The organism is Saccharopolyspora sp. NPDC000359 (assembly GCF_040300525.1).
Classification (GTDB): Bacteria; Actinomycetota; Actinomycetes; order Mycobacteriales; family Pseudonocardiaceae; genus Saccharopolyspora.
In genome coordinates this window covers 17,611-39,964 of record NZ_JBEPDU010000002.1, presented here as the reverse complement: position 1 = coordinate 39,964, position 22,354 = coordinate 17,611, and the positions used below count along the sequence as shown (strand labels likewise).

At 71.3% G+C, this 22,354-nt stretch carries 24 protein-coding genes and 1 pseudogene; 10 read left to right on the top strand and 15 right to left on the bottom strand.

What is annotated here, in order from left to right; all coding sequences use genetic code 11:
- Nucleotides 1–280 precede the first annotated feature (280 nt).
- The 3 genes from ABT324_RS02185 to ABT324_RS02175 are packed head-to-tail and all read left to right on the top strand — an operon-like array spanning nt 281 to nt 2,081.
- Nucleotides 281–829 carry a GNAT family N-acetyltransferase gene (locus ABT324_RS02185; protein WP_351170195.1) on the top strand — a complete coding sequence of 183 codons (549 nt, stop codon included), beginning with the start codon at nt 281–283 and terminating at the stop codon, nt 827–829.
- Nucleotides 826–1,269: a type 2 periplasmic-binding domain-containing protein gene (locus tag ABT324_RS02180; protein WP_351170191.1), complete on the top strand. Its 444-nt coding sequence runs from the start codon at nt 826–828 to the stop codon at nt 1,267–1,269. Before ABT324_RS02185 ends, ABT324_RS02180 begins: the two co-directional genes overlap by 4 nt.
- 29 nt (nt 1,270–1,298) lie before the next feature.
- Nucleotides 1,299–2,081, top strand: a complete 783-nt coding sequence (locus ABT324_RS02175) for a DUF1684 domain-containing protein (RefSeq protein WP_351170188.1) — start codon at nt 1,299–1,301, stop codon at nt 2,079–2,081.
- 180 nt (nt 2,082–2,261) lie between these two features.
- Here the strand turns inward: ABT324_RS02175 and ABT324_RS02170 are convergent, their stop codons facing one another.
- The 3 genes from ABT324_RS02170 to ABT324_RS02160 form a co-directional block, all read right to left on the bottom strand.
- The gene (locus ABT324_RS02170) at nt 2,262–2,831 is read right to left on the bottom strand and encodes a hypothetical protein (protein ID WP_351170185.1); all 570 of its coding nucleotides are present in this window, start codon (nt 2,829–2,831) and stop codon (nt 2,262–2,264) included.
- A gap of 172 nt (nt 2,832–3,003) precedes the next feature.
- Nucleotides 3,004–3,297, bottom strand: coding sequence for a putative quinol monooxygenase (locus ABT324_RS02165; protein WP_351170182.1), 294 nt, complete (start codon nt 3,295–3,297; stop codon nt 3,004–3,006).
- Nucleotides 3,298–3,352: 55 nt separating this feature from the next.
- The gene (locus tag ABT324_RS02160; protein ID WP_351170180.1) at nt 3,353–4,933 is read right to left on the bottom strand and encodes an MFS transporter; all 1,581 of its coding nucleotides are present in this window, start codon (nt 4,931–4,933) and stop codon (nt 3,353–3,355) included.
- Nucleotides 4,934–5,144: 211 nt separating this feature from the next.
- On the opposite strand from ABT324_RS02160, the gene ABT324_RS02155 reads away from it, so the two are divergent.
- Entirely contained in the window at nt 5,145–6,131 is a 987-nt protein-coding gene (locus ABT324_RS02155) for a sigma-70 family RNA polymerase sigma factor (protein ID WP_351170177.1), read from the top strand.
- On the opposite strand, the gene ABT324_RS02150 is transcribed toward ABT324_RS02155, so the two are convergent.
- Nucleotides 6,030–6,335 carry a biotin/lipoyl-containing protein gene (locus ABT324_RS02150; protein ID WP_351170701.1) on the bottom strand — a complete coding sequence of 102 codons (306 nt, stop codon included), beginning with the start codon at nt 6,333–6,335 and terminating at the stop codon, nt 6,030–6,032. The genes ABT324_RS02155 and ABT324_RS02150 overlap by 102 nt on opposite strands.
- A gap of 240 nt (nt 6,336–6,575) precedes the next feature.
- Here ABT324_RS02150 and ABT324_RS02145 point away from each other — a divergent pair, with 240 nt between their 5' ends.
- On the top strand, nt 6,576–7,241 hold the full coding sequence (locus tag ABT324_RS02145) for a maleylpyruvate isomerase family mycothiol-dependent enzyme (RefSeq protein WP_351170174.1): 666 nt from the start codon (nt 6,576–6,578) through the stop codon (nt 7,239–7,241).
- A 374-nt stretch (nt 7,242–7,615) separates the two neighbouring features.
- Here the strand turns inward: ABT324_RS02145 and ABT324_RS02140 are convergent, their stop codons facing one another.
- Nucleotides 7,616–8,536, bottom strand: a complete 921-nt coding sequence (locus ABT324_RS02140; RefSeq protein ID WP_351170171.1) for an alpha/beta fold hydrolase — start codon at nt 8,534–8,536, stop codon at nt 7,616–7,618.
- A 492-nt stretch (nt 8,537–9,028) separates the two neighbouring features.
- Between ABT324_RS02140 and ABT324_RS02135 the strand changes: the two genes are divergently transcribed.
- Together ABT324_RS02135 and ABT324_RS02130 are read left to right on the top strand one after the other, a co-directional pair.
- A complete protein-coding gene (locus ABT324_RS02135) occupies nt 9,029–10,438 on the top strand; it encodes an amidase (RefSeq protein WP_351170168.1) in 1,410 nt (469 codons plus the stop codon).
- A gap of 115 nt (nt 10,439–10,553) precedes the next feature.
- Nucleotides 10,554–10,751 (top strand): cupin domain-containing protein, encoded by a 198-nt coding sequence (locus tag ABT324_RS02130; RefSeq protein ID WP_351170165.1) that lies wholly within the window; start codon nt 10,554–10,556, stop codon nt 10,749–10,751.
- Nucleotides 10,752–10,756: 5 nt separating this feature from the next.
- On the opposite strand, the gene ABT324_RS02125 is transcribed toward ABT324_RS02130, so the two are convergent.
- Nucleotides 10,757–10,987, bottom strand: coding sequence for an FCD domain-containing protein (locus tag ABT324_RS02125; protein ID WP_351170162.1), 231 nt, complete (start codon nt 10,985–10,987; stop codon nt 10,757–10,759).
- Here ABT324_RS02125 and ABT324_RS02120 point away from each other — a divergent pair.
- Complete coding sequence (locus ABT324_RS02120) at nt 10,971–12,125, top strand: citrate:proton symporter (protein ID WP_351170159.1); 1,155 nt, start codon at nt 10,971–10,973, stop codon at nt 12,123–12,125. The two genes, ABT324_RS02125 and ABT324_RS02120, sit on opposite strands and share 17 nt — an antisense overlap.
- Before the next feature lie 32 nt (nt 12,126–12,157).
- Here ABT324_RS02120 and ABT324_RS02115 read toward each other — a convergent pair whose 3' ends face one another.
- The 3 genes and pseudogenes from ABT324_RS02115 to ABT324_RS02105 form a co-directional block, all read right to left on the bottom strand.
- On the bottom strand, nt 12,158–12,748 hold the full coding sequence (locus ABT324_RS02115; RefSeq protein ID WP_351170156.1) for a (Fe-S)-binding protein: 591 nt from the start codon (nt 12,746–12,748) through the stop codon (nt 12,158–12,160).
- 457 nt (nt 12,749–13,205) lie between these two features.
- Nucleotides 13,206–15,014 (bottom strand): annotated as a pseudogene (locus ABT324_RS02110) (FAD-binding oxidoreductase); the annotation flags it as partial.
- Nucleotides 15,015–15,027: 13 nt separating this feature from the next.
- A complete protein-coding gene (locus ABT324_RS02105) occupies nt 15,028–16,137 on the bottom strand; it encodes an enolase C-terminal domain-like protein (RefSeq protein WP_351170153.1) in 1,110 nt (369 codons plus the stop codon).
- Nucleotides 16,138–16,349: 212 nt separating this feature from the next.
- Between ABT324_RS02105 and ABT324_RS02100 the strand changes: the two genes are divergently transcribed.
- The gene (locus tag ABT324_RS02100) at nt 16,350–17,204 is read left to right on the top strand and encodes an SDR family oxidoreductase (RefSeq protein ID WP_351170150.1); all 855 of its coding nucleotides are present in this window, start codon (nt 16,350–16,352) and stop codon (nt 17,202–17,204) included.
- Nucleotides 17,205–17,257: 53 nt separating this feature from the next.
- Here the strand turns inward: ABT324_RS02100 and tal are convergent, their stop codons facing one another.
- Nucleotides 17,258–18,361: a transaldolase gene (gene tal / locus ABT324_RS02095; RefSeq protein ID WP_351170147.1), complete on the bottom strand. Its 1,104-nt coding sequence runs from the start codon at nt 18,359–18,361 to the stop codon at nt 17,258–17,260.
- Nucleotides 18,362–18,570: 209 nt separating this feature from the next.
- Here tal and ABT324_RS02090 point away from each other — a divergent pair, with 209 nt between their 5' ends.
- The gene (locus tag ABT324_RS02090) at nt 18,571–18,855 is read left to right on the top strand and encodes a WhiB family transcriptional regulator (protein ID WP_351170144.1); all 285 of its coding nucleotides are present in this window, start codon (nt 18,571–18,573) and stop codon (nt 18,853–18,855) included.
- 14 nt (nt 18,856–18,869) lie between these two features.
- Here ABT324_RS02090 and ABT324_RS02085 read toward each other — a convergent pair whose 3' ends face one another.
- From ABT324_RS02085 to ABT324_RS02065, 5 genes are all read right to left on the bottom strand, one after another.
- A complete protein-coding gene (locus ABT324_RS02085) occupies nt 18,870–19,880 on the bottom strand; it encodes an iron-containing redox enzyme family protein (protein ID WP_502949673.1) in 1,011 nt (336 codons plus the stop codon).
- Entirely contained in the window at nt 19,843–20,082 is a 240-nt protein-coding gene (locus ABT324_RS02080) for a CDGSH iron-sulfur domain-containing protein (RefSeq protein ID WP_351170138.1), read from the bottom strand. Before ABT324_RS02080 ends, ABT324_RS02085 begins: the two co-directional genes overlap by 38 nt.
- Nucleotides 20,075–20,728: a HemK2/MTQ2 family protein methyltransferase gene (locus ABT324_RS02075; protein WP_351170135.1), complete on the bottom strand. Its 654-nt coding sequence runs from the start codon at nt 20,726–20,728 to the stop codon at nt 20,075–20,077. Before ABT324_RS02075 ends, ABT324_RS02080 begins: the two co-directional genes overlap by 8 nt.
- Before the next feature lie 37 nt (nt 20,729–20,765).
- Complete coding sequence (locus ABT324_RS02070) at nt 20,766–21,746, bottom strand: L-histidine N(alpha)-methyltransferase (protein WP_351170132.1); 981 nt, start codon at nt 21,744–21,746, stop codon at nt 20,766–20,768.
- Between the two features lie 124 nt (nt 21,747–21,870).
- Nucleotides 21,871–22,272: a helix-turn-helix transcriptional regulator gene (locus ABT324_RS02065; RefSeq protein WP_351170129.1), complete on the bottom strand. Its 402-nt coding sequence runs from the start codon at nt 22,270–22,272 to the stop codon at nt 21,871–21,873.
- Nucleotides 22,273–22,354 lie beyond the last annotated feature (82 nt).

Here is a 22,354-nt window from a genome sequence, read left to right as displayed (position 1 = left end):
CTCGTCGAGCAGCGGGCGGCCCTGGTGCGCTGAGGAGGGCGGTGCCCAGCGGTAGTGCTCCCGCTCGGCCCCGAACCAACACGACGCCTGTTGTAGTCGTCAAGTGCTTCCGGGGCCTGGGACGAGCTGCCCATTTCCGCAACACCCGCGCAACCTCCAGCCTGAGAAGTCGCATCCGCGCGGTCACATCGTGGGATTGCTTGTCGCAACCCCGAGTTCCGTTCTAGCTTCCACACCTGCATCAGGCCGATCTGGGCGTCTTCGAGCGAAGTGGACGAACGTGGTTGCTGATCCTCCAACCGCCGCCGCGCCGACGGAACCGGAAAGCTGGGAGTTCCGGCGGGTCCACGTCGACGACGCGTTGGCCGCGCCGTTGCTGGACGAACTTGCCCGCGAGTACTCCGCCCGCTACGGGATGCCCCTCGACGAGCAGGTCCGCAAGCTGGCCGAGGAGTACCCGCCGGAGGACTTCACCCCGCCCGGCGGCGCGCTGGTCCTGCTGCTGGAACGCGGGAACCCGGTGGCGGGCGGTGCTTTCCGGCGCCACGACGCGCGCACCGCGGAGCTCAAGCGGATGTGGACCCGCAGCGGGCACCGCAGGCGCGGGCTGGCCCGCCGCGTCCTCGCCGAACTGGAGCGGCAGGCGCTGGCCAGCGGGTACCGGCGGGTCCACCTGACCACCGGCCCGCGGCAACCGGAGGCCCAGGCGCTGTACCTGGCGGCCGGGTACCGGCCGCTCTTCGACACCACTCGCGACCCGGCCGAGCTCACCCCGCCCCTGCCGTTCGAGAAGATCCTCACCGACCCGCCGACCGCGGAGGCGACGTGACCACCACGCGCGGCGGGACCCGCCTGCAACCCGACCTCGACCCCAGGCGCAGATCCTGCTGGACTGGGACGCGCAACCGGGCGGCGGGCCTGCCCGCGGTGCACTTCCAGCACTACGGTGAGAACTCGGTGGACTACTACCTGGCGCTGCGGTCCGGCCGCATCGAGCTCTCCGTCGGGCCCAACCCGAGCATGGCCCACCACGCCGCGGTCAGCGGGGACAGCAAGGTCGTGGGGACCGTCACCGGAGGAGGCGCGGTGCCCGCCGAGATCGCCGCGACCACGAAGCAGGACCACGGCCTGGTCGAGGCCCTGGTCAGGGCGATCGGCCATGAGATCGGCAACGGCCACTACGGCGAGGTCCTGCGGCGGTGGTACCTGGCGGACGAGGCGGTGCCCCAGTCCCGGATCAACCCGCCAGGCCTGCCGAAGACCGGCTGAGGACACCAACGGAGGATGGGAGAGTTGGGATGGGTGCGGACTTCGTCGCGGAATGGCGGCAGTGGCGGATCGAGCGCGAGGAGGCGCTGGCCGATCCGCACGGCTGGCTGGCGCTGGTGTCGCTGGACTGGCTCGGCGATGCGCCCAGCCGGTACCCGGGCGTCCCCGGGCTGTGGTGGCAGGACGAGGACGCCGCCTACGTCGACCCGGACGGCGCGGAGCTGGTCCACGACGGTGCGCCGGTCACCGGTGTGCGGCGGTTCGAGCTGGTCAACAGCGGGTTAGGCGTGCGGGTGGTGGCGGGGGACCGGGAGGTCGAGGTGGTCCGGAGGTCCGGCTACCTCATCCGGGTGCACGACCCGGAGGCGCCCGTGCTGCGGGCGTTCCGCGGTGTGCCGACGTTCGAACCCGACCCGGACTGGGTGCTGCAGGGCCGCTTCGAGCCGTTCGACGAGCCGCGGCCCGTGACGGTCGGCGCGGTCGTCGAAGGGCTCAGCCATGTCTACACCTCGCCGGGTGTGGTGCACCTGGAGCACAGCGGTGAGTCCTTTGAGCTGACCGCCTTCAACGGCAAGACGAGCGGTGTGCAAGTCCTGTTCACCGACGGGACCAGCGGCGTGACGACCTACGCGGCGAACCGCTCGCTCAGCGCCGAAGTCGCCGCGGACGGAACCGTGGAACTGGACTTCAACCGGGCGACGAACCTCCCCTGTGCCTTCACCGACTTCGCCACCTGCCCGTTGCCCCCGCCCGGGAACCACCTCCCGTTCGAGGTCGCGGCGGGCGAGCAGACCCCCTACGAGCGCGCGTAGTCGTCCTCAGTGGACCCTGTGTGCCGGGGGTCGCGTTCGTGCAGGTCAGGACTCGTGAGTGCAAATGGTGGTAAGAGCAACCGCTGCCACTCACGAGGGGAACTCGACCACGTCGGGTTGGTCGCGCCCCGCGCAACCAGTTCACCCAGCAGCGCCAAGCCACGGGGTGATTCCGTCCACTCAGGACGATGAGGTCGTGTTCTCGGGCGTGCTGGGGTGCTCAGCTGCGTTCGGAGCGGAGGCTCCTCGGTCCTGTGGGCGGGCTGCGATGTCGGACGCCATCTGCACGCGGATGCGTTCCAGCACTTCGAACTGGTGCTGTGCGCGGTTCACCAGGTCCTGCAAGATGTCGGTGGCCAGGCGGGCATCGTGGTCGGCGAACGCCAGCAGCGTTCGCCACCCCGCAGCCTTGCCCTGCACTCCGAGGCACAGGGCCTCCACCTCGACCAAGACGCTCAGCGGTGAGCGGGTCCGAACGCTCCCGTTGAACTTCAGCCGCCCCGCCTTCTCCGCTGCCCAGCCGAGGACCACCTTGGTCCGGGCAACCCGCACGTCGAGCTTGCGCATGATCTTCAGGAGAGCTCGCCGGTCCTGGTCGACCTCCAGAGCGATCTCCGCCAGGCGCGGCATGACCTCCGCGTCGCGGTTGCTCCGGGCCGCTCGACGCGCCAAGGCCAAACCACCGGTGGCGGCCGCGAGGTGGTCGTTGAGGTAGATCTCCAGCATGCGCTGCGGAGCGGGAGTGTCCACGTCCCTGGCACCTCCGAGTCCGACTTGACGGGTCTGCACGCCCAACTCCCCACGGAGTGCCCGGATCCGCGGCGGGCAAACCTCGAACATGCCGACGTCGAGGACCACGTAGTGCGCTGGGTGGCGACCGCTGGAGGCCGCCACCCCACCACCCCGAGCCGCGTTCACCGGTTCACTCGAACACCGGCGGGCGCGCATCGGCGACGTCGAACTCCAGCATGTCGGCGTCCTTGATGGCGATCCCGGTGTCCGGGGCGTTGGCGACCCTGCGCCACGCGTTGAGCTGTTCCCGCGACTCCCAGCGCTCGAAGTTGTTCACCCGGCCGGGGTTGACCGAGTCGGCGCTGATGGCCAGGTCGAGGCAGCCTGGAGCCTGGCGACCGCGGAGGAGGAGGTCCTGGTGCGCGGCGACGAACTCGTCCCGGTGCGCGGGGTCCATTTCCAGATAACCAGCGATGATCAACATGTGCGCGATCCTATTCTGCGGTGGGTGGTGTGCCGGTGCGCTTCGACCGGCGTTTTCACTCCCGGTCGGGTTGCGGTTGCTCGGCGCTGACCGGTTGCGCTCCGGTGTCGTCCGAGGCTGGCCCCGGCTGACCGGACGGCGGGATGTGCCGGAGGAACACCGTGGCCACCACGGCTAGGCAGGCGAACACGACGCCGCCGATGATGGCACTCGTGTTGAGGCCGCTGGTGAACGCTTCGCGAGCCCCTTGCAGCAGCTGCTCCGCCGTACCAGCGGGGAGCTGCTCGGCCGCGGAGGTGGCGCCCGCCAGACCTTCCTGCGCCGTCTGCCCCGCCTCCCCCGAGACCTCCGCCGGAACGGTGAACTGGTTGCGGTAGACCGCCGTGACGACCGCGCCGATCGCGGCGATGCCGAGCGCGGCGCCGAGCTGGTTGCTGGTCTCCGACATCGAGGCGGCGGATCCGGCTTTCTCCGGTGTCACCGAACCGACCACCAGGCCCGTGCCCAGTGAGATCGCTGGCCCGGCCCCGAGGTAGGTCAGCACGATGCCCGGCACCAGCAGGAGCACCCCCGCCGACGCGCCGACCAGCGTGATCATCGCGAAGCCCAGCACCGACAACGCCAGCCCGCCCGCGATGACCGCCCCGGGGCGCAACCGCTGGGCCAGCTTCGGTGCCACGATCGAGCCGATGCCGATGGACAGGCCCACCGGGATCAGCCACAGACCGGTCTCCACCGGCGAGTGCGCCTCGACCAGCTGCACGTACTGGCTGACCGGCAGGAAGATCCCGGCCAGCATGGCACCCGCGATCAGCATGATCCCCAGGGCGGCGCTGAACCCGGCGTTGCCGAACAGCCGCAGGTCCAGCAACGGGGAGCTCAGCTTGGTCTGGCGGATGCCGAAGACCAGTCCGAACACTGCCCCGACCACGATCGCTGCCACCGGCAGCAGCTGCACGCCTTCCCGAGCCAGCTCCTTGAGGCCGTAGATGACCGGCAGGATCGCAGCGAGCGACAGGACCACGCTGGTCAGGTCCATCCGGCCCGCGCCGTGGGCGCGGTACTCGGGAAGCAGGAGCGGTCCGGTGAGCAGCAGCAGCGCCATGATCGGCAAGGCGAACAGGAACACCGAGCCCCACCAGAAGTTCTGCAGCAGCACACCACCGACGACCGGGCCGAGGGCGCCGCCCGCTTGCAGGCAGCTCGCCCAGATGCCGATGGCCGCGCCCTGCTGCTTCGGGTCGCGGAACATGTTGCTGATCAGGGCTAGGGTGGACGGCATCAGGGTGGCTCCGGCGACGCCCATCACCGCCCGGGTCGCGATCAGCATCTCCGCGCTGGTGGAGAAGGCGGCCAGCATCGAGGCGGCGGCGAACACACCGGCGCCGATCAGCAGCAGCTTGCGGCGGCCGATCCGGTCACCGAGCGTGCCCATCGTGACCAGGAACCCGGCGAGCAGGAACGAGTAGATGTCGAGCACCCAGAGCTGCTGGGCAGCGTTGGCCCCCAGGTCGGTGCTCAGATGCGGCAGTGCGATGTAGAGCACGCTGATGTCCATCGACAGCAGCATGGTGGGCAGCGTCAGCACCGCCAGCCCCGCCCACTCCCGACGCCCTGCCAGGGCAGTCCGTTGCATGGGTGATCCTTTCGCGTTGGACGTGTCATCTGTGCAGACAGCGCGGGCAGCCGAATTTCGCCGGGTCCACCGCACTTTTTTTCGTCCGCCTTGGTCGAGTTGGGCGAGCAGCGGTCACCTCGATCGCGGTCGGGCGCGGTAACCTGGAGCGCGGTGCCTTGGCCGTGATGAGGATCGAGCAGCGGGCGAAGCAGGAGGGCGGCGTCGCTGGATGACTGTGCAGAGCGCGGCTGACGAGGACTTCCTCCGCATGGCGAACCGCTTCCGGCGGGAGCTGCTCGCACACTGCTACCGGATGATGGGGTCGGTGCAGGACGCGGAGGACCTGGTCCAGGAAACCTACCTGCGGGCATGGCGTGCGCACGACCGCTTCGAGGGGCGGTCGTCGCTGCGGACCTGGCTCTACCGCATCGCCACCAGGACGTGTCTGAACGCGCTGCAGAGCCGCCAGCGCAGGCCGCTGCCGGTCGGCCTCGGTGGTCCGTCCACCGACCTCGCCGACCCCGACCTCAGCCGCCCGGACCTGCCCTGGCTGCAGCCCATCCCGGACGCGCTCGTGCTGGACGAGGCGGATCCGGCCGCGGTGGTCGCGACCCGGGAAGGCATCCGCCTGGCGCTCGTCGCGGCCCTGCAGCACCTGCCCCCGCGCCAGCGCGCGGTGCTCATCCTGCGCGACGTCATGGGCTGGCGGGCCGCCGAGGTCGCCGACGTCCTGGACACCACGGCCACCGCGGTCAACAGCAGCCTGCGCCGCGCCCGCGCCCACCTCGAGCGCATCGCCCCCCGCCAAGACCACACCAGCGATCCGCCGGTATCCACCCAGCGCGCCGTCATGGAACGCTACGTCACCGCGTTCGAGAACCACGACATCGCCACCCTGATGGAGCTGTTCACTGCCGACGCCACCTGGGAGATGCCACCGCACCCCACCTGGTACCGCGGCGTGGCGGTGATCCGCCGGCACTTCGAGGTCTGTTGCCCGGCCGACCCCGGCGACGTGGTGCTGGTGCCCGTCCGGGCCAACGGCCAGCCCAGCTTCGCCACCTACCGCCGCGAGCAGCCCGACGACCAGCACCGCATCACCTGCGTGCAGGTCCTAGCCCTCACCGGCACGCGGATCAGCCACGTCACGACCTTCGCCGACCCCGCCCTGCACGCCGCTTTCGACCTGCCCGAGGTCCTGCCGGTGCCGCGGTGACGGCGCACCGGGGCGGCGTCGGCGTCGGCGCGCCTTCACCCGCGGCGGCGGTCCGTACCCGACGAGCACCTGCACCGGATCCCCCGGGGCACTGGTCGCCACGCGGATCAGCGGAGTGCCCACCTCGACCGCCGCGCCCTCGGCGACCAGCAGTTCGACGACCGTGCCGGCGAACGGGCATGGGAGCTCCACCGCTGACTTCACCGTCTCGACCTCGACGGTCGGCTGGTTCACCGCGACCGTGTCGCCGGGCCGCGCACACCACAGCGGGGCCTGGTGGACGAGGTGATCGATCCGGCCCAAACCAGGGCGGCGGTTGCCCGCGGCCTGGCGATGCTGCAGCACAAGCGGGTTCCGCCGGTCCAGCGCAAGCACGGCAACGTGCCGCTGTGAAGCGCAAGTTCGACGTAGACGGGGGGCCCGGCGGGGGTGATACTTCGGCGTGTGATCGGCAACCACGTCGCGTACCGGCGGGTCAGGGAGAACGTCGGCGAGCTGCTCCGGTCCACCCGGGCCGCCGCTGAGCTGCGCGTCCCGGCGTGTCCGGAGTGGACGGTGCACGACCTGTTGCGGCACCTGGTCGAGGTGGCGCGCGTGGTGCGGGGCCGGTTGACCGGTGCGGTGCCGGCCGAACTGGACCCAGGCTTGTCTCGAGCCGAGCTGCTCCAGCAGTGGGCGGAGTTCGGCGGGGAGGTCGAGCGTGTCCTCGAGCAGCGGCCCGGCGGAACCGGCAGGCAGCTGGTCGCCGACGCCTTCACCCACGAGCTGGACCTGCGCTGCGCGCTGGCGCAACCCCTGCCGACCGAGCATTGCGCGTACGTCAGCGCGTTCGAGTTCGGCATCGCTGGGCTCGACCGGTCGCTGCGGGAGCACCGCCTCCCCGCCCTGCTCCTGGAGGCGGACGGCGCGAAGTGGACCGCGGGCGACGGGGAGCCCGCCGCGTCGGTGCGCGCCACACGGGTCGACCTGTACCGGTCGCTGGCCGGGCGGCGGACGGTCGCGCAAATCGCGCGGTTGTCGTGGAGTGCACCGCCCGAACCCTGGCTACCCGCCTTCACCTGGGGACCGTTCACCCCACCCACGAGGCCGGTCGAGGACATGACTGGATGATCCGGTACCGGCCGGGCGCACTGGACTGGTGGTCGCCGCGCTGTTCTCGGTCAACACCATGGCGGCGGTCTTCCTGCCCATCGCGGCGGACCTGGCTGACTCCGCAGGCAGGGCCCGCAGCACCGGGGCCTGTGCGGCCCGCTGCTGCTTCGTCGCGGAAGCAATGGCCTTCTCGGGGTTTCGGGCCGGAGAGGCACGCCCTGGCGCTGGAGACCGCGAGCTGGTCCGACTCCCCGTGGCGGTTGCAGCGCGAGTGAACCCCGCCAGCCTTCGAGAGCCCCTTCCAGGAATCGCTTCGAGGTTCGGGTAGCTCCTGAGGAGCCGAACCGGGTGGGCTGCTGTTGGGGCTGCCCACCCGGTTCGGTGTTCGCTGGTTACTCCGCCGTGGCTTGCGCGGTGACGCGCTCGATGGATTGGCGCGCGAGTTCCGGCTCGTCGCGGTAGACGTAGTGGCCGCTCTTGGTGGCCGTGACCAGGGTGCTGCGGGAGGACAGCGCGAGCCACTTCTGCTGGCCCTCGGCCCAGATCCGCTCCAGGTCCGGACCATACTGCGGGATGGGCGCGAGGTATTGCTGGCCGTGCTGGACAACCTCCACCGGGATGTCCCCGGCGGAGCGCACCGCGCTGTCCTGGATGCGCAGCTGCTCCGGGTTGGCGCCCTCGCGCATCGCGATCATTTGCTCGCGCAAGGCGGACGCCTCGCTGGTGTCGCCCTCGGGGATCAGCGCCAGCGTGTCGGTGATCGCCGTCGGCCCGGTGGCGTCCAGCAGCACCAGGCCCTTGACCCGGTCCAGGTGGTCGGGGGCGTAGCGGGCCGCGATCAGGCCGCCCATGGAGTGCCCGGCGAGCACGACCGGCTGGTCGCCCATCGCCTTGTCCAGGACCGCGGTCAGGATCTGCCCGTTGCTGGCGATGTCCTGCGGGCCGCCGGGCTGGTCGCTGGCGCCTTCGCCCAGCCGGTCGTAGGAGCAGACCCGGTTGTCAGCGCTGAGCGACTTCTGCAGATCGCCCATCGCCTCCAGACCATCGCCGAACCCGAGCAGCAGCATGATCGCCGGCTTGCCCGCCACCGCGTTCCCGGTGCAGGAGACGTTCACCGACTTGCCGTTGACCTCGATCTTCTGGGTGCCGGTGAACAGGTCCCCGGTGGGGGTGCCGAGCTCGCTGTCCAGCTTGTCCAGCTCGTCCAGCGACTCCAGGCCGTTCCCCGAGCCCCCGTCGCAACCGGCCAGCAGCGCCACGACCGCGGTGCAGGCCAGCGCGGTCGCTCCGGCTGCCTTGGAAAGGTGGAACACGTCTTTCTCCTGGGACTAGTAGTGGTTGAGAAGTAGCGGCGTGCCTGCTGCGGGGGACTGGCGCTACGGTGCCGTCGCGCGAGGTCGCTGCCAGCAGGAGAGGCGGGGCGGGGGAGCTGGCGCGGGGCATTCGCCGCTGTGCGCCGCCAGTGGCGATCGGTCGTTCGGTGACCGCTCAGCGCCACCGCTTCGATCGACGTGCGCGAGGGAGTTGCGCCCGTGCTCGACATCCGGCGTCTCGATGCGGGGTGAGCAGGCGCTCCTCCACCTCGCAGGCATCCTTCCCCCGTCCGGGCAGTGCTCCGCGTCCACACCGCCGAGCACAGCGCGACCACCGCGCCGCCCACCTCCACCACGGGTGCGGGGTGCTGTTGGGTTCACAACCCATTTCCCGCACGGCTCGATGTGGCCCCAGGACGGGCGGTTCCGATTGCGCAGAAGCCTTGTTCATATTCAGTACTGAATCCAGATACAGCTGTGTATCTTGGTGCCATGGAGAAGAGCGGGCACGAGGTCACGAGCTGGTCTGCGTCCGGGATCGCGGCGGCGGTTGCCTCGGGCCGGATGAGTGCGGTCGAGGTCCTGCATGCGCACCTGGACCGCATCGACCGGGGCAACCCGCGTCTCGCGGCGGTCACCTCGCGACGGGATGAGGAGGCGAGGCGGGATGCGGCGGCCGTCGACGCGGCCGTCGCGCGTGGTGAGGAGGTCGGGCCGCTGGCGGGGGTGCCGATCACCGTCAAGGAGACCACCGACGTGCGCGGGCTGGCGACCACGCACGGGTTGCGGGCCTTCGCCCACCGCGTGGCTGCCGCCGATGCTCCTCCCGTCGACGCACTGCGCCGCGCTGGTGCCGTCGTCGTCGGCCACACCAACATGCCGACCTTGACGTTGACCGGCATGCACCCGCGCAGCGAGCTGTTCGGCGACACGACCAACCCGTGGGACCCGGCCGTCACGCCTGGTGGCAGCAGCGGCGGGGACGCCGTCGCGGTGGCCACCGGGATGGCGGTCATCGGGCTGGGCAACGACTCCGGGGGCTCCACGCGACTGCCCGCGCAGCTGTGCGGGGTGGCCGGGTTGAAGCCGACACCGGGCCGGTTCCCCGCCGACCACCGCATCGGTGCCGACGATCCCGCACCGGCCTCCGCGCTGTTCCCCGTCGACGGACCGATCGCGCGCAGCGTGTCCGACCTGCGTGCCGCGTTCGAGGTCCTCGCGGTCACCGACTCGCGGGACCCCCGTGCCGTTCCGGTGCCCGCCTCCGGACCGCCGCTCCCGCGCAACGTCGGCGTAGTCCGTGATCCCGGTGGCCACGGCGTGGACCCGGCCATCGCGGAGGCCGTGGACGCTGCGGCCGGTGCGCTCTCCGACGCTGGCTACGAGGTCAGCGAGGTCGACGTGCCCATGCTTGACGACGCCCTGGAGGTGTACACGGGCATGGTCCTCACCGAGTTCGCCGGGAACTGGCCCGCGATCAGCGCGCTCGTCGGTCCCGAGGCCTCCCGCTACATCGACTACGACCTCGACGAGCACCCTCCGCTGGACCTCGCCCAGTACCTCCAGCGTTCCGCCCGGCTCCTGACGGTGCGCCGCGCGTGGGCCCAGCGGGCAGCCGAGGCACCGCTGCTGCTCGGTCCCGTCAGCACCCGGGCCTGGTTCGCGCCAGGCCAGGAATCCTCGTCACCGGAGGAGAAGCGCCGGTACGGGCGTTCGATGGCGCTGCCGGTGTGGTCGACCGCAGTCGGCGCCCCCGCGGTGGCCGTGCCCACCGGCCTCGCCGACGGGCGCCCGGTCGGCGTGCAGCTGATCGGCCCCATGTTCCGCGAGGACACCGTCTTCGACGCCGCACAAGCCATCGAGGATGCTTACGGCACCCTGACCCCCATCGAACCCCGCTGACCACAGCGCGAGGCAATCAACCCCGCGGTGCGGGGGAAGACGGTGCTGCGCGCTAGGTGCCCGAAATGGGGCCGCAGCTGGAATGCCCGCAACCGTGGCATGCAGGAGGGCGGCGGTGGACCAGACGCTCGTGCTGCTCAGCGGCGCGGGTGCTCTTGAGGACGACCGCGGCGTCCACCCGCTGCGCGCCGGTGACGTGGTGACCGTGCCGAAGGGCCGTGCGCACCGGCACCTCGCCAACGCCGGGCAGCCCATGGCGCACCTGTCGATCACGACCTTCGGGGAGCACCACCTCTGCGCGGACCCGAGGTAGTGGCCTCACCGCCGGGGTTGGGTCTTGCGGAGGCGGACGGCGTCGAGGTGGCTGTGCAGGAAGTGCGAGGCCGCCGCGAGGTCGCCGGACTCGATCAGGTCCAGCAGGCGCAGGTGCTCCTCCGCCTGCTGGACCAGGCGTTGGCGCTCCGACTGGTGGCGGTACTCGATGAGGCGGCGCACCCGGTTGACCCGCCGGACCGACTCCAGCAGGTAGGCGTTGCCCGCGCAGGCCACGACCATCTCGTGGAACTCGGCAGTCCTGCTGCTGTTCGCGGTGCTGTACTTCGGCGTGATGATGGACGCGGGGTTGTTCGACCCGATCAGCAGCGCGATCATCCGGCTGTCCAAAGGGGACCCGGTGCGCATCTGCGTGGGCACCGCCGTGCTGGCACTGCTGGTCGCCCTCGACGGCGACGGCACCACCAGCTACATGATCATCTGCTCGGCGTTCTTGCCGGTCTACCGCAGGCTCGGCATCAACCCGCTGGTCATCGCCACCATCGCCACCATGGCGCTCGGCACGATCTCGGGCACCACGCCGTGGGGCGGAGCGGCGACCCGCGGCATCAGCGTGCTGCACCTGGACGCGACCGACTACTTCGCGCACATGATCCCACCGATGGTGCTGACCTCTGGTGCCATCATCGCGATCGCCTACCTGCTGGGGCGCCGGGCGCGCAAGGGGATCGACCCGGCGACCATCGCCGAGTTCGCCGCCGAGATCGCCGAGCAGCGGCGCGGTGGCCCAGCCCGCCGCGACTGGCGCCTGTGGTTCAACGCGGGGCTCACCGCGCTGCTGCTGGTCCTGCTGGTGCTGGGCGTGGCCGAGCTGGTGAACCTGTTCATGGTCGCCTTCGTGATCGCGCTGCTGGTCAACCACCCCAAGCTGACCGAGCAGGGCGAGGTGATCCGCAAGCACGCCGCCAACGCCGTGCCGGTGGTCCTGTTGGTGCTGGCCGCGGGCATCTTCACCGGCATCATGACCGACACCGGCATGACCGGTGCCATGGCCACGGCCGTGCTGTCGGTGGTCCCCGACTCCCTGGGCAACCTGATCCCGCTGTTCACCGCGCTGGTCGGGCTGCCGCTGAGCTTCTTCATGTCCAACGACGCCTACTTCTTCGGCGTCCTGCCGGTGCTCGCCGAATCGGCCACTCACTACGGCGTCGACGCCACCGAGATCGCCCGCGCGGGCGCGATCGGGCAGATGATGCACTCCATCGGCCCGGCGTCCGCACCGCTGTGGGTGCTGCTGGGGCTGGTCAAGAAGGACCTCGGTGAGTTCCAGCGCTTCGCGCTGCTGTGGGTCCTGGCCGCATCGGTGGCCTACATCGCCTTCGCGCTCGCAACGGGCGCCATCAGCATCACGTGACTGGACCGGGCGCCGTGGCCGGTCGGTGGCAGTCAGGGCCTCCGCCGCTGCGGCATTCCCGCCCGCAGCAGTTCGGCAAGGTGGACGGGGTGCTGGGCGGGCAGGCCGTGTTCGATCTGGGTGCGGCAGCTGAAACCGTCGGCGACCACCGCGGTGCTCGGGTCGGCTTCCCGGAGCGCCGGGAGTAGGACGCGTTCCGCGCAGGCGAGGGACACGTCGTAGTGGCCGCGTTCGAAACCGAAGTTCCCGGCGAGCCCGCAACACCCCGAGTCGAGCACGTCGACGTCGACCCCAGCGCGGTGCATCAGCTCGATGTCGGCGTCGTAGCCGAGGACGGCGTGTTGGTGGCAGTGCTCCTGCACGAGGACCCGCTGGTCCAGCCTCGGTGGCCGCCAGTCCGGGGACGCGTGGTCCCGGAGCGCCTCGGCGAAGGTGGCGAACTGGTCCCGCAGGCGCCGGGCGTCCTCGTCGTGGGGCAGCAGCTCGCGGCTGTCGGACCGCAGCATGGCGCCGCAGGAGGGCTCGACCCCGACGATCGGGGTACCCGCCTCCAGCCAGGGGCGCAGCACGCGCAGCGTTCGGCGCAGGGCCCGCTCCGCCATGCCCAGCTGCCCGGTCGACATCGCAGCACAGCGGCTGCTGGGGCACCGCGACGCGTAGTCCGGCGTCCTCCAGGACATCCACTGCCGCACGGCCGATGTGCGGGGCGAAGTGGTTGGTGAAGGTGTCCGGCCACAGCACCACCGCGTCCGGATCACCAGGGCGTGGTGCTGGTCGGCCTCGGCACAGGTGCTGGAGGCTCACCTCGGCGAAGCGCGGCGGTGTGCGCTGCGGTGCGATGCCGCCCAGGCGCTTCGCCGTCCGCGCGAGCACAGGTGCGCGCAGGGCGGCGTTGACCAGCCGCGGTGCCACTCGGGCGAAGCGGGCGACGACCGGGAGCCACCCCAGCGAGTAGTGCGCGGCTGGCCGGAGCCGGTGCCGGTAGTGGTGTGCGAGGAACTCCGCCTTGTAGGTCGCCATGTCCACGCCCACCGGGCAGTCGGACTTGCACCCCTTGCAGGCCAGGCACAGGTCCAGCGCGTCCCGCACGGCGGTCGAGCGCCAGCCGTCCCGCACGGGCGAGTCCGGGTGGCCCTGGAGCATCTCGAACAGCAGGCGGGCCCGGCCGCGGGTGGAGTGCTGCTCCTCGCGCGTGACCATGTAGGACGGGCACATGACCCCGCCGGTGCTCCGGCGGCAGTTGCCGATCCCGACGCACCGGGCGGCGGCCTGCGGGAAGCTCCCGCCGTCGTCCGGGAAGCCGAGGAAGGTGGTCGGGTCCGACGGGTGGTAGTCGGCGCCGAGGCGGAGGTCCTCGTCGGCCCGGTGCGGGTGGACGACCTTGCCGGGGTTCATCCGGTCACCGGGGTCGAACGCGGCCTTGACCTCCTCGAACGCGGACACGATCACCGGGCCGAACATGCACTGGAGCAGTTCGCCCCGCGCCTGGCCGTCCCCGTGCTCGCCGGACAGCGAGCCGCCGTAGGAGGTGACGAGCTCCGCAGCGCTGTGCAGGAACTGCCGGAAGCTGCGCACACCACGCGCGGACTTGAGCCGGAACGGCATCCGGATGTGCACGCAACCGTGTCCGAAGTGGCCGTACAGCGCAGGCCTCTCGTAACCGTGCTCGGCGAGCAGCGACAGCAGGTCGCGCAGGTAGTCGCCCAGGAGGTGGGGTGGGACGGCCGAGTCCTCCCAACCCTCCCAGCTCGCGGGCATGTCCGGGGGGTGTGCTGTGACGCCCAGCCCTGCTTCTCGTGCTTTGAGCATCTCCTGCTGCCGCTCGGGCTCCTCGGACACGGCGACGTCCTGGTCGGACGCCGACTTGCCGAGGGCGGTCAGCAGCGAGTGCAGCTGGTGGTCGGCGTCGTCGGAGGTGTCGGCGCCGAACTGGACGAGCAGCCAGCTCTCGCCCGCTGGCAGGGTGGCGACCGAGTCGAGGAACTGGCCCTCCTCCACCATGAAGTGGACCAGCTCACCGCCGATGGCCTCCACCTGCAACGGGCTGCTGTTCGCGACGATGTCGGCAACGGCGTCGGCGGCCGCGGTGATGTCCGGGTAGCCGAGCGCGAGCATCGCGGTGGCGGGCACCACCGGCACCAGGTCGACCTCGGCGTGCAGGACGGTGGCGAGGGTGCCTTCGCTGCCGACGAGCAGACCCACCAGGTCGATGTCCTCACCGAGCAGGCGGTCGAGGTTGTAGCCGGAGACCCGGCGGGGGATGTCGGGGAAGCGCTCGCGGATCTCGTCGGCGTGGCGGTCGCGGATGTCCCGCAGCCGCACCCGCAGATCGCGGAACTCGTCGTCCGCTGTGGACCTGCCCACCCAGGCGCGGCGACCGTCGTAGGTGAGGACTTCCAACCTGGAAACGTTGTCCACGGTCTTGCCGTAGCGCTGCGCGCTGGCGCCGCAGGAGTTGTTGCCGATCATCCCGCCGATGGTGCAGTGGCTGTGGGTGGCCGGTTTCGGGCCGAACTTCAGGCCGTGCTCGGCGAGCTGCCGGTTGAGGTCGTCCAGCGCGATGCCGGGTTCGACGACGCAGGTCCTCGCCCGCGGGTCTACCGACACCAACCGGTTGCAGTGCTTGCTCCAGTCGACGACGACCGCGGCGTTCGTGCCCTGCCCGGCGAGGCTGGTCCCGCCACCTCGGGAGAGCACGGGCACGTCGTGCTCGCGGCACACGGCGATCGCCCGCACCCCGGCTTCGACGGTGCGCGGCAGGACCACGCCGATCGGGACCTGGCGGTAGTTGGAGGCGTCCGTCGAGTACGCCCCGCGCGCTCCGGCGTCGAAGCGGATCTCGCCGTCGACGGCCCGGAGCAGGTCGCGTTCGAGCAGGTCCGTGGACATCGCCAGGCTCCTCTCAGCTGATGCGGAAGCGGTGCGCGTCGGTTTCCTTGAGCCGCATGCCGTGCCCCGGGCGGTCGAGGTCGGCACGCACCTCGCCCCCGCTGGGGTCCAGCACCCCGTCGAACAGCACGGACTCGACGCGGTCGTGGTCGTGGAACCACTCCAGGTGCCGCGCGTTGGGGGTGGCCAGCGCGACGTGCGCGCTGAGGTTCTGGGCGCAGTGCCCGGAGATCTCCCGGTTCCGCGCGGCGGCCAGTGCCGCCACCCGCAGCCACTCGCCGAAACCGCCGCAGCGAGTCACGTCGACCTGCAGGCAGTCGACGGCTCCGGCGTCGAGCATGGCCGCGAAGTAGGGCAGGTGGTAGCCGTACTCCCCAGCGGTCACGTCCGCCCCGACGGCTCCGCGCACGTCGCGCAGGCCCGCGAGGTCGTCGCTGGACACCGGTTCCTCGAACCACAGCACCCCGCGCTCGTCGAGCTGCCTGCCCACCCGCACCGCCTGCGCCGGTGCGTAAGCGCCGTTGGCATCGACGTAGAGCGCGGTGCCCGGCTCCACCACCTCGCGGGCCAGGTCCACCCGCCCGAGGTCTCGATCGACGTCACGCCCCCACCGGTCACCGATCTTGATCTTCACCGCGGGCAGCTCGAACCGGTGCGCCCAGCGCCACAGCTGCGCGGCGAGCTGGTGGTCGTCGTAGCTGGTGAACCCTCCGCTGCCGTAGACGGGAACGGACTCCCGAGCCCTGCCGAGCAAGCGGCACAGCGGCAACCCCACGACGCGGGCGGCGGCGTCCCAGAGCGCGATCTCGGTCGCCGACATGGCGCACGACACCAGGCCCGGCCTGCCGAGGTTGCGGATCGCCCGCTGCATCGACTGCCACGCCGCGGGGATGTCGAGCCCGTCGCGGCCGTCGACCGCTGCCGCGAGCACCCCGTGCACGAGGTCCACGCAGGCGGCGTCGGCATAGGTCCAGCCGAGCCCTTCCACCGCACCCACCTCGGCGTGGACCACGACGATGGTCGTCGAGGTCCACGCCAGCGTCCCGTCCGCCTCGTCCGCCTCGGTCGGGACCCGGTACGCGCTGGCCCGCAGCCTTCGGATGCGCGTGTCGGGCGAACTCACCCGCGATCACAGTCCCGGGGGCGGAACCGCTGGACGTCGCAGTGCACGATCAGGTCGGCCACACCTGCACCTCCTCGACTTCACGACGTGACCTCCCGGCCATACCCCACCGCCCGGCTGGCCATGCCGGGAACCCGGCCCGCGGAGTTTGCCCCCTGGGATCAGTGGCTAACCAGGGATCCGGAGGACTGGTCGGCGAGTCGGAGGCGTTCATGTCTGACGGATCGGGGCAGCAGCAGGAGTACCCGGGCACGACTCCCCCGATGGAGCCCGTGCCGAAGGACCGGATGGACGGGTACCAGGGGCGGGGTTTGCTGTCGGGGAAGCGGGCGTTGGTCACCGGCGGTGACTCCGGGATCGGCCGGGCCGTGTCGGTGGCGTTCGCCAAGGAGGGAGCGGACGTCTCGATCGCCTACCTCGCGAGCCTGGAGGACGAGGACGCCGAGGCGACCGCCGAGCTCGTCCGCGCCGAGGGCCGGAACTGCCATCTGCACCGCCTCGACCTCGCCTCCGAGCAGGAGTGCGAGCGCCTCGTCCGCGAGGCCGTCGAGGAGCTGGGCGGTCTCGACATCCTGGTCAACCACGCGGGGACCCAGGAGGCGGTGGAGGACTTCACCGAGACCACCACCGAGCAGTTCGACCGCACCTTCAAGGTCAACGTCTACGGCGTGTTCTGGTTGATCCGCGCCGCGCTGCCGCACCTGCGCGAGGGGTCGGCGATCATCAACACCGGGTCGGTCAACGGGTTGCGCGGGAACAAGACGCTCATCGACTACTCGGCGAGCAAGGGCGCCATCCACGTCCTCACCATGTCGTTGGCGCAGTCGCTGGCCGCGAAGGGCATCCGGGTCAACTGCGTGGCCCCGGGGCCGGTATGGACGCCGCTGATCCCGGCGACGCTGCCCGCCGGGCACGTGGAGGGGTTCGGCGAGCACGTGCCGATGGGGCGGCCGGCCCACCCCGACGAGATCGCACCGTCCTACGTCTTCTTCGCGGCCGACCAGCTCTCCAGCTACTACACCGGTGAAGTCCTGGCCCCGGTCGGCGGGGAGACCCACCCGGGCTGAGACCTCGTGTGGAGGAGGCGGCCCGCGGCTGCCTCCTCCACCGGGCCGAGCGGTCAGCTGCGGATCAGCTGGTCGCGCTTGTGCGTGATCTCGTCGAACAGCTGCCTGAACGACGTGGCGAACTTGTCCACGCCTTCGCGCTCCAGCACCGCGGTGACGTCGTCGTAGTCGACACCAGCGGCGGCGAACCGGTCGAAGAGGCTGCGCGCCTCGTCGACGTCCCGCTCCAGGGTGTTCGCGACCTGGCCGTGGTCCTGGAAGTCGTCCAGCGTCTGCCGGGTCATGGTGTTCACCGTCTGCGGTCCGATGAGCTGCTCGACGTAGCGCACGTCGCGGTACTCCGGGTTCTTCGTGGACGTCGAAGCCCACAGGCAGCGCTGCGGCGTGGCACCCGCACCCGCCAGCTCCGCCCACTCCGGACCCGAGAACAACTCCTTGTAGCCCTGGTAGGCGAGTTTGGCGTTGGCGATGGCCAGGGTGCCCTTGAGCTCGTCGTGCCCGCCGATCTCGTCGAGGCGGCGGTCGGCCTCGGTGTCCACCCGGGACACGAAGAACGACGCCACCGAGGCGACCGAGCGCAGGTCCCCGCCGTTGTCCCGGAGCCGCCGCAACCCCCGCAGGTAGGCCTTGCCCGCCGCGCGGTGCCGCTCCAGGGAGAACAGCAGCGTGACGTTGACCGGGACGCCCCTGGCGATGGCCTCCTCGATGGCGGGCAGCCCGGCCAGCGTGCCGGGGATCTTCACGAACAGGTTCGGCCGGTCGATCATCTGGTGCAGCCGCGCGACCTCGGCGATGGTGGCCTGCGTGTCGTGCGCCAGGTTCGGGTCGACTTCGAGCGACACCCACCCGCCCAGGTTGTCCGGGTCGCGGTCGAAGACCTCGCGGAGGGTGTCGCACGCGGCCCGGATGTCCTCCTGGGCCAGCGCCAGGAAGACCTCCTTGGGATCGGATTCCGCGGCCAGCAGGTCGCGGAGCTGGTCGTCGTAGAAGTCGCCTTCCGCGATGGCGCCCTGGAAGATCGTGGGGTTGGACGTCACGCCCGCCAGGCCCCGTTCGACCAGGCGGGCCAGGTCGCCGTCGCGGATGAACCGCCGGGACAGGTAGTCGACCCAGGGGCTTTGCCCGTGCTCGGCCAACGCGTGCAGTGGTGTCCTCATGGCACCTCCCGTACGAGGTCGTGTCCAGCGGTCTACCCGGAAGATCCGGCGGTGACACGCGGTCGGTGCACATCGAGCTCGCGCTAGGCCGAACGGGTGAACATCGCGGGCGAGGTCGATCTACATCGGACCCGGAGGTGTGCGGCGGCGCGCTGCTGGGTAGCGAGCTTGGTAGCCGGCGAACATCGACAAGTGGAGGAGTGAGTGCAGTGACCGCGACCTCTCGTCTGCCCAAGCCCGTCAGCGAATCCTGGCACTGGCAGCTCCACGCCGCATGCCGGGACGTCAACGTCAGCCGCTTCTTCCACCCGGAGAACGAGCGCGGCAGCGCGCGCGAGAACCGGGAGGAGCAGGCCAAGCTGGTCTGCGCGACGTGCCCCGTGGTGCGGCAGTGCCGCGAGCACGCGCTGAAGGCCCGTGAACCGTACGGCATCTGGGGTGGCCTGGGTGAACGGGAGCGGCGCGAGTTGCTGGACCAGCAGCTCGCCGCCTGACGGAGGGGACGTGCTCAGCCGCTGGGGCGCGGTAGGAGGGTGGACTCCTGCCGCGCCCAGCGGTTGAGCAGCACCGCCTCGAACTTCCCCGCCAGGTGCGTCGCGGCGCGCACCCCGAAGACGACATCAGCGGCCAGCTCCGGCTCAGCCGCCAGCAGCGGGCCGAGCACACCGCGGCGGACCAGCTGCTCGTGGACCGCGTCGGCTTCGATGTGCTCGGCGTAGAACTCGACGGCCTCGGGGCCGCAGCCCAGTCGCCGCATCGCCCGGACCAGCCGGGCGGAACCGGGCGAGGAGGTCAGCTCGACCACAGCGAACTGGCCGAGCAGCGCCCCACGCAGGCCGCGGTGCAGCCCGCACATCGACATCAGGTTGACCTCGGCCAGCGCCTCGGCGGGCACGACGTCCAGGTGCGCCCCGTAGGTGTCGTCCACGTCGAGGGCGCGCATCATCGCGGCGAACAGGTGGGAGTGCATGCGCTCGGGTCGACCGGCGCCGTACTCGTCGTGCTCGATGGTCACGAAGGTCGCCTTGGCGGCGCCGGCCAGCCGCGGGATCACCCAGGCTTGCGGGTCGGCCTCCTTGAGGTGGTAGAGCGACCGGTGCGTGACGTACTCGCGCAACTGCCACAGCTCGCCGTCGCGCTGGAGGTGGTGCGTGGCGCCCCAGGCGTCCAGCGGCTCGACTAGCAGCTGCTGCAGCTCTGCCGCCACGTCGTCGCCGGCCGGGACGTCCGCGCGCAGGGCCGACAGGAACGCCCGCTCGAGGTCGCGGCGCAGCGCCAGCAGGTCGGGGTCCCACTCCCGCTCCGGATCGACCTCCCGGAAGCCCCGGTAGTGCAGCTCGTACAGGCAGTAGAGGGCGAGTTGCAGATCCTGCCCGTAGGGCTCGGCGCCGTGGGCGGGGGGAGCCGGAGCCGAGCCGGTGCGGAGCGCTTCGACGACTCCGGCGGAGAGCGGGCCGCGGGGAGCAGGCAGCTCGGCGGCCTCAGTGCTGCTGACCGTCCCGGTTGGTCCCATCGTCATCCTTCCGTCGATCTCGGGTGCGGCGGCGGTGGCTGGTGTCGCACATCGGGTAGCGGCGGCTCCGCCGGCAGGTGCACAGCGCGGTGACCGCCCGTTCGGAGTGCACGGCGGTGCCATCCGGCAGGACCAGGTCGACCGGGCCGTGGACGAGCACCGGCCCCTCGCCGGTGATCTCGACGCGGGTGGGGGAGCGGTCAGGCACGGCGGGCCTCCACGACGACGAGCTCCTCCTCGCGGCGGCCCGGTTCCAGCAGTTCCCGGCCTTCCAGCAGCGCGGCGCGAGCTCGCATCACCGGGCCGAAAGGCACGGTCGCCCGCTCGACGACCTGCGCCTTCAGCCCGGCCTCCCGCAGGCGCTCCACGGTGGTGTCCTCGTCGCACACCTCGGACTGCACGACCAGGACCGTGCCGTCGTGGGAGAGCACCGGGGCGGCCCCGGCGCAGATCCGGTCGAGCACCTGCCTGCCGTCCACCCCGCCGTCCCAGCAGCGGCCGATCCGGTGGCGGGGCAGCTCCGGGGTGGGCGCGGGCACGTACGGCGGGTTGGCCAGCACGAGGTCGAAGGCCCGGCCCCGCACCGGTTCGAAGAGATCACCGCGGCGCACCACGACCGGGGCCCGCCGCACGCGGGCGTTGAGCCACGTCGCGGCGATCGACCGCAGGGAGAGGTCCACCGCGGTGACCGAGCTGGCCCCCGCCCGGGCCGCGGCGAGGGCGAGGGCTCCGGTGCCGCAGCAGAGGTCCAGCACGCGGCGGCCACGGGCGTAGCCGCCCTGGCGCATGACTTCGGCGAGCAGCTCGGTGTCGTCGGCTGCTCGGTACACGCCGGGCGGGCGCACGAGGTGCATGGCTGGCCCATACCCGGCGGGGAACCGCGCCAAACCCTCACCGGCGGTGGAACAGGAAGATCCCGTAGCGCCAGTGCTCGTCCACCCAGGACCGACCGGGGACGAGGCCGAGCTCGCGGACCTCCTCGGCCAGGCCCCCCGGGTCGAACTTCGCGGAGATCCCGACGTTGATCACGTCACCGGGCCGGAACACCATGCTGACGCCCAGCGCGCGGAGGTGCGCCACGTGCTCCGCCGTGGCGTGCAGGTGGCCCTCGACCGCCTGGATCCGCTCGGTGTAGTGCGCCTCGGGGCGGAAGTGCTCGAGCGCGAAGTCACCGTCGAAGCGGCGGTTGAGGTGGGTCAGGTGGTTGAGCCGGAAGCGCGCGAACGCCGAGTGCCCCGGCGGGTCGTTGTAGCAGCGTTCGAGGACGTCAGCGGGTTTGACCAGGTCCGCGGACACCAGGAAGCGGTCGCCGGGCGCGAGCGTGCCGGCGACCTCGGCGAGCAGGGCGCGGCGTTCGACCGCGGTGCCGTTGCCGAGGGTGCTGCCCAGCAGCATCGCCGTCACGGGCGCGGTGCGCTCCCGGCGGATCCACCCGAGCCCGGCTTCGTACCGGCCCCACAGGCCCCGCACGGCCACCTCCGGGTGCTCGGTGGCCAGCGCGTCACCGCTGGAGACGAGCATCTCGCGGCTGACGTCGATCGGCAGGTACGTGGTGTCCCGCCGGGCGGCGCACGCGGCGAGCAGCGCCCGCGTCTTCTTGCCGCTGCCGCTGCCGAGTTCGGCGACCCACGGCGTGCCGACCGCGTCCGCGATCTCGTCGGCGTGCCGCCGCAGCAGGCGGTCCTCCACCCGCGTCAGGTAGTAGTTCGGGAGTTCGGTGATCTCCTCGAAGAGCTGCGAGCCGAGGTCGTCGTAGCCGAAGTGCGGGGGGATGCGCGGCGGTACCTCCCGCAGCGCGGACCGCAGCGACCCGCCATCGGCCCAGAACTCGGTGTCGCCGTCCACGGCCTCGACCGCGGTTGCTCCGTCCACCTCGGGCACCTCCTCGCTGTTGGCACCGGTTCCCCAGTGTTGTCGGCAACTCGAGCGGCCGAAACTCGGACGGTGGTGGTACCCCCGGCGGCGGATCACTCGGCGACCAACACGTCCTGGCGGACTAGTCCGCGCCGCCGGTCCGGCTGACCCCGTTGCTGCCCAGTGCCTTCACCACCGCGGAGGTCCGGTCACCGACGTCGAGCTTGGTGAAGAGGTTGCGCAGGTGGTTCTTCACGGTGCGCTCGGAAATCCCGAGCGATCGGGCGATTTCCCGGTTGGAGCGACCGCGCATCAGCTGCCCGAGCACCTCCTCCTCCCGCTTCGTCAACGGTGGGAGCGCACCACCGTTCACCGCGACGCGGGCGTCACGATCGCCGTTGTGGGATTGCCCGAGCTGAACCCGCATCGCGACGAGCTGGCTCACGTGGCCCAGCACGTGCCGCATCGCGCGGGAGTGCTCGACGGCCTCGTGCAGCAGAACGGCTATCGCGCGGTCCAGCGCCCGCTCGTCAGCACGGCCCATCAAGCGCCTCCACTTTTCGTACGGCCCGGTCGTCCAGATGGGGCACCCGTGCCCGGTTGTCGACCTCCACCCCTTATTTCGC

What these genes read in the sequence shown, in the direction of transcription:
- ABT324_RS02115 (WP_351170156.1), bottom strand. Translation starts at nt 12,748, where the DNA reads ATGTCGACCGGGCAGCTGGGCATGGCGGAGCGGGCCCTGCGCCGAACG.
- ABT324_RS02075 (WP_351170135.1), bottom strand. Translation starts at nt 20,728, where the DNA reads ATGCACCTCGTGCGCCCGCCCGGCGTGTACCGAGCAGCCGACGACACC.
- ABT324_RS02100 (WP_351170150.1), top strand. Translation starts at nt 16,350, where the DNA reads ATGTCTGACGGATCGGGGCAGCAGCAGGAGTACCCGGGCACGACTCCC.
- tal (WP_351170147.1), bottom strand. Translation starts at nt 18,361, where the DNA reads ATGAGGACACCACTGCACGCGTTGGCCGAGCACGGGCAAAGCCCCTGG.
- ABT324_RS02160 (WP_351170180.1), bottom strand. Translation starts at nt 4,933, where the DNA reads ATGCAACGGACTGCCCTGGCAGGGCGTCGGGAGTGGGCGGGGCTGGCG.
- ABT324_RS02065 (WP_351170129.1), bottom strand. Translation starts at nt 22,272, where the DNA reads ATGGGCCGTGCTGACGAGCGGGCGCTGGACCGCGCGATAGCCGTTCTG.
- ABT324_RS02085 (WP_502949673.1), bottom strand. Translation starts at nt 19,880, where the DNA reads ATGACGATGGGACCAACCGGGACGGTCAGCAGCACTGAGGCCGCCGAG.
- ABT324_RS02155 (WP_351170177.1), top strand. Translation starts at nt 5,145, where the DNA reads ATGACTGTGCAGAGCGCGGCTGACGAGGACTTCCTCCGCATGGCGAAC.
- ABT324_RS02175 (WP_351170188.1), top strand. Translation starts at nt 1,299, where the DNA reads ATGGGTGCGGACTTCGTCGCGGAATGGCGGCAGTGGCGGATCGAGCGC.
- ABT324_RS02165 (WP_351170182.1), bottom strand. Translation starts at nt 3,297, where the DNA reads ATGTTGATCATCGCTGGTTATCTGGAAATGGACCCCGCGCACCGGGAC.
- ABT324_RS02135 (WP_351170168.1), top strand. Translation starts at nt 9,029, where the DNA reads ATGGAGAAGAGCGGGCACGAGGTCACGAGCTGGTCTGCGTCCGGGATC.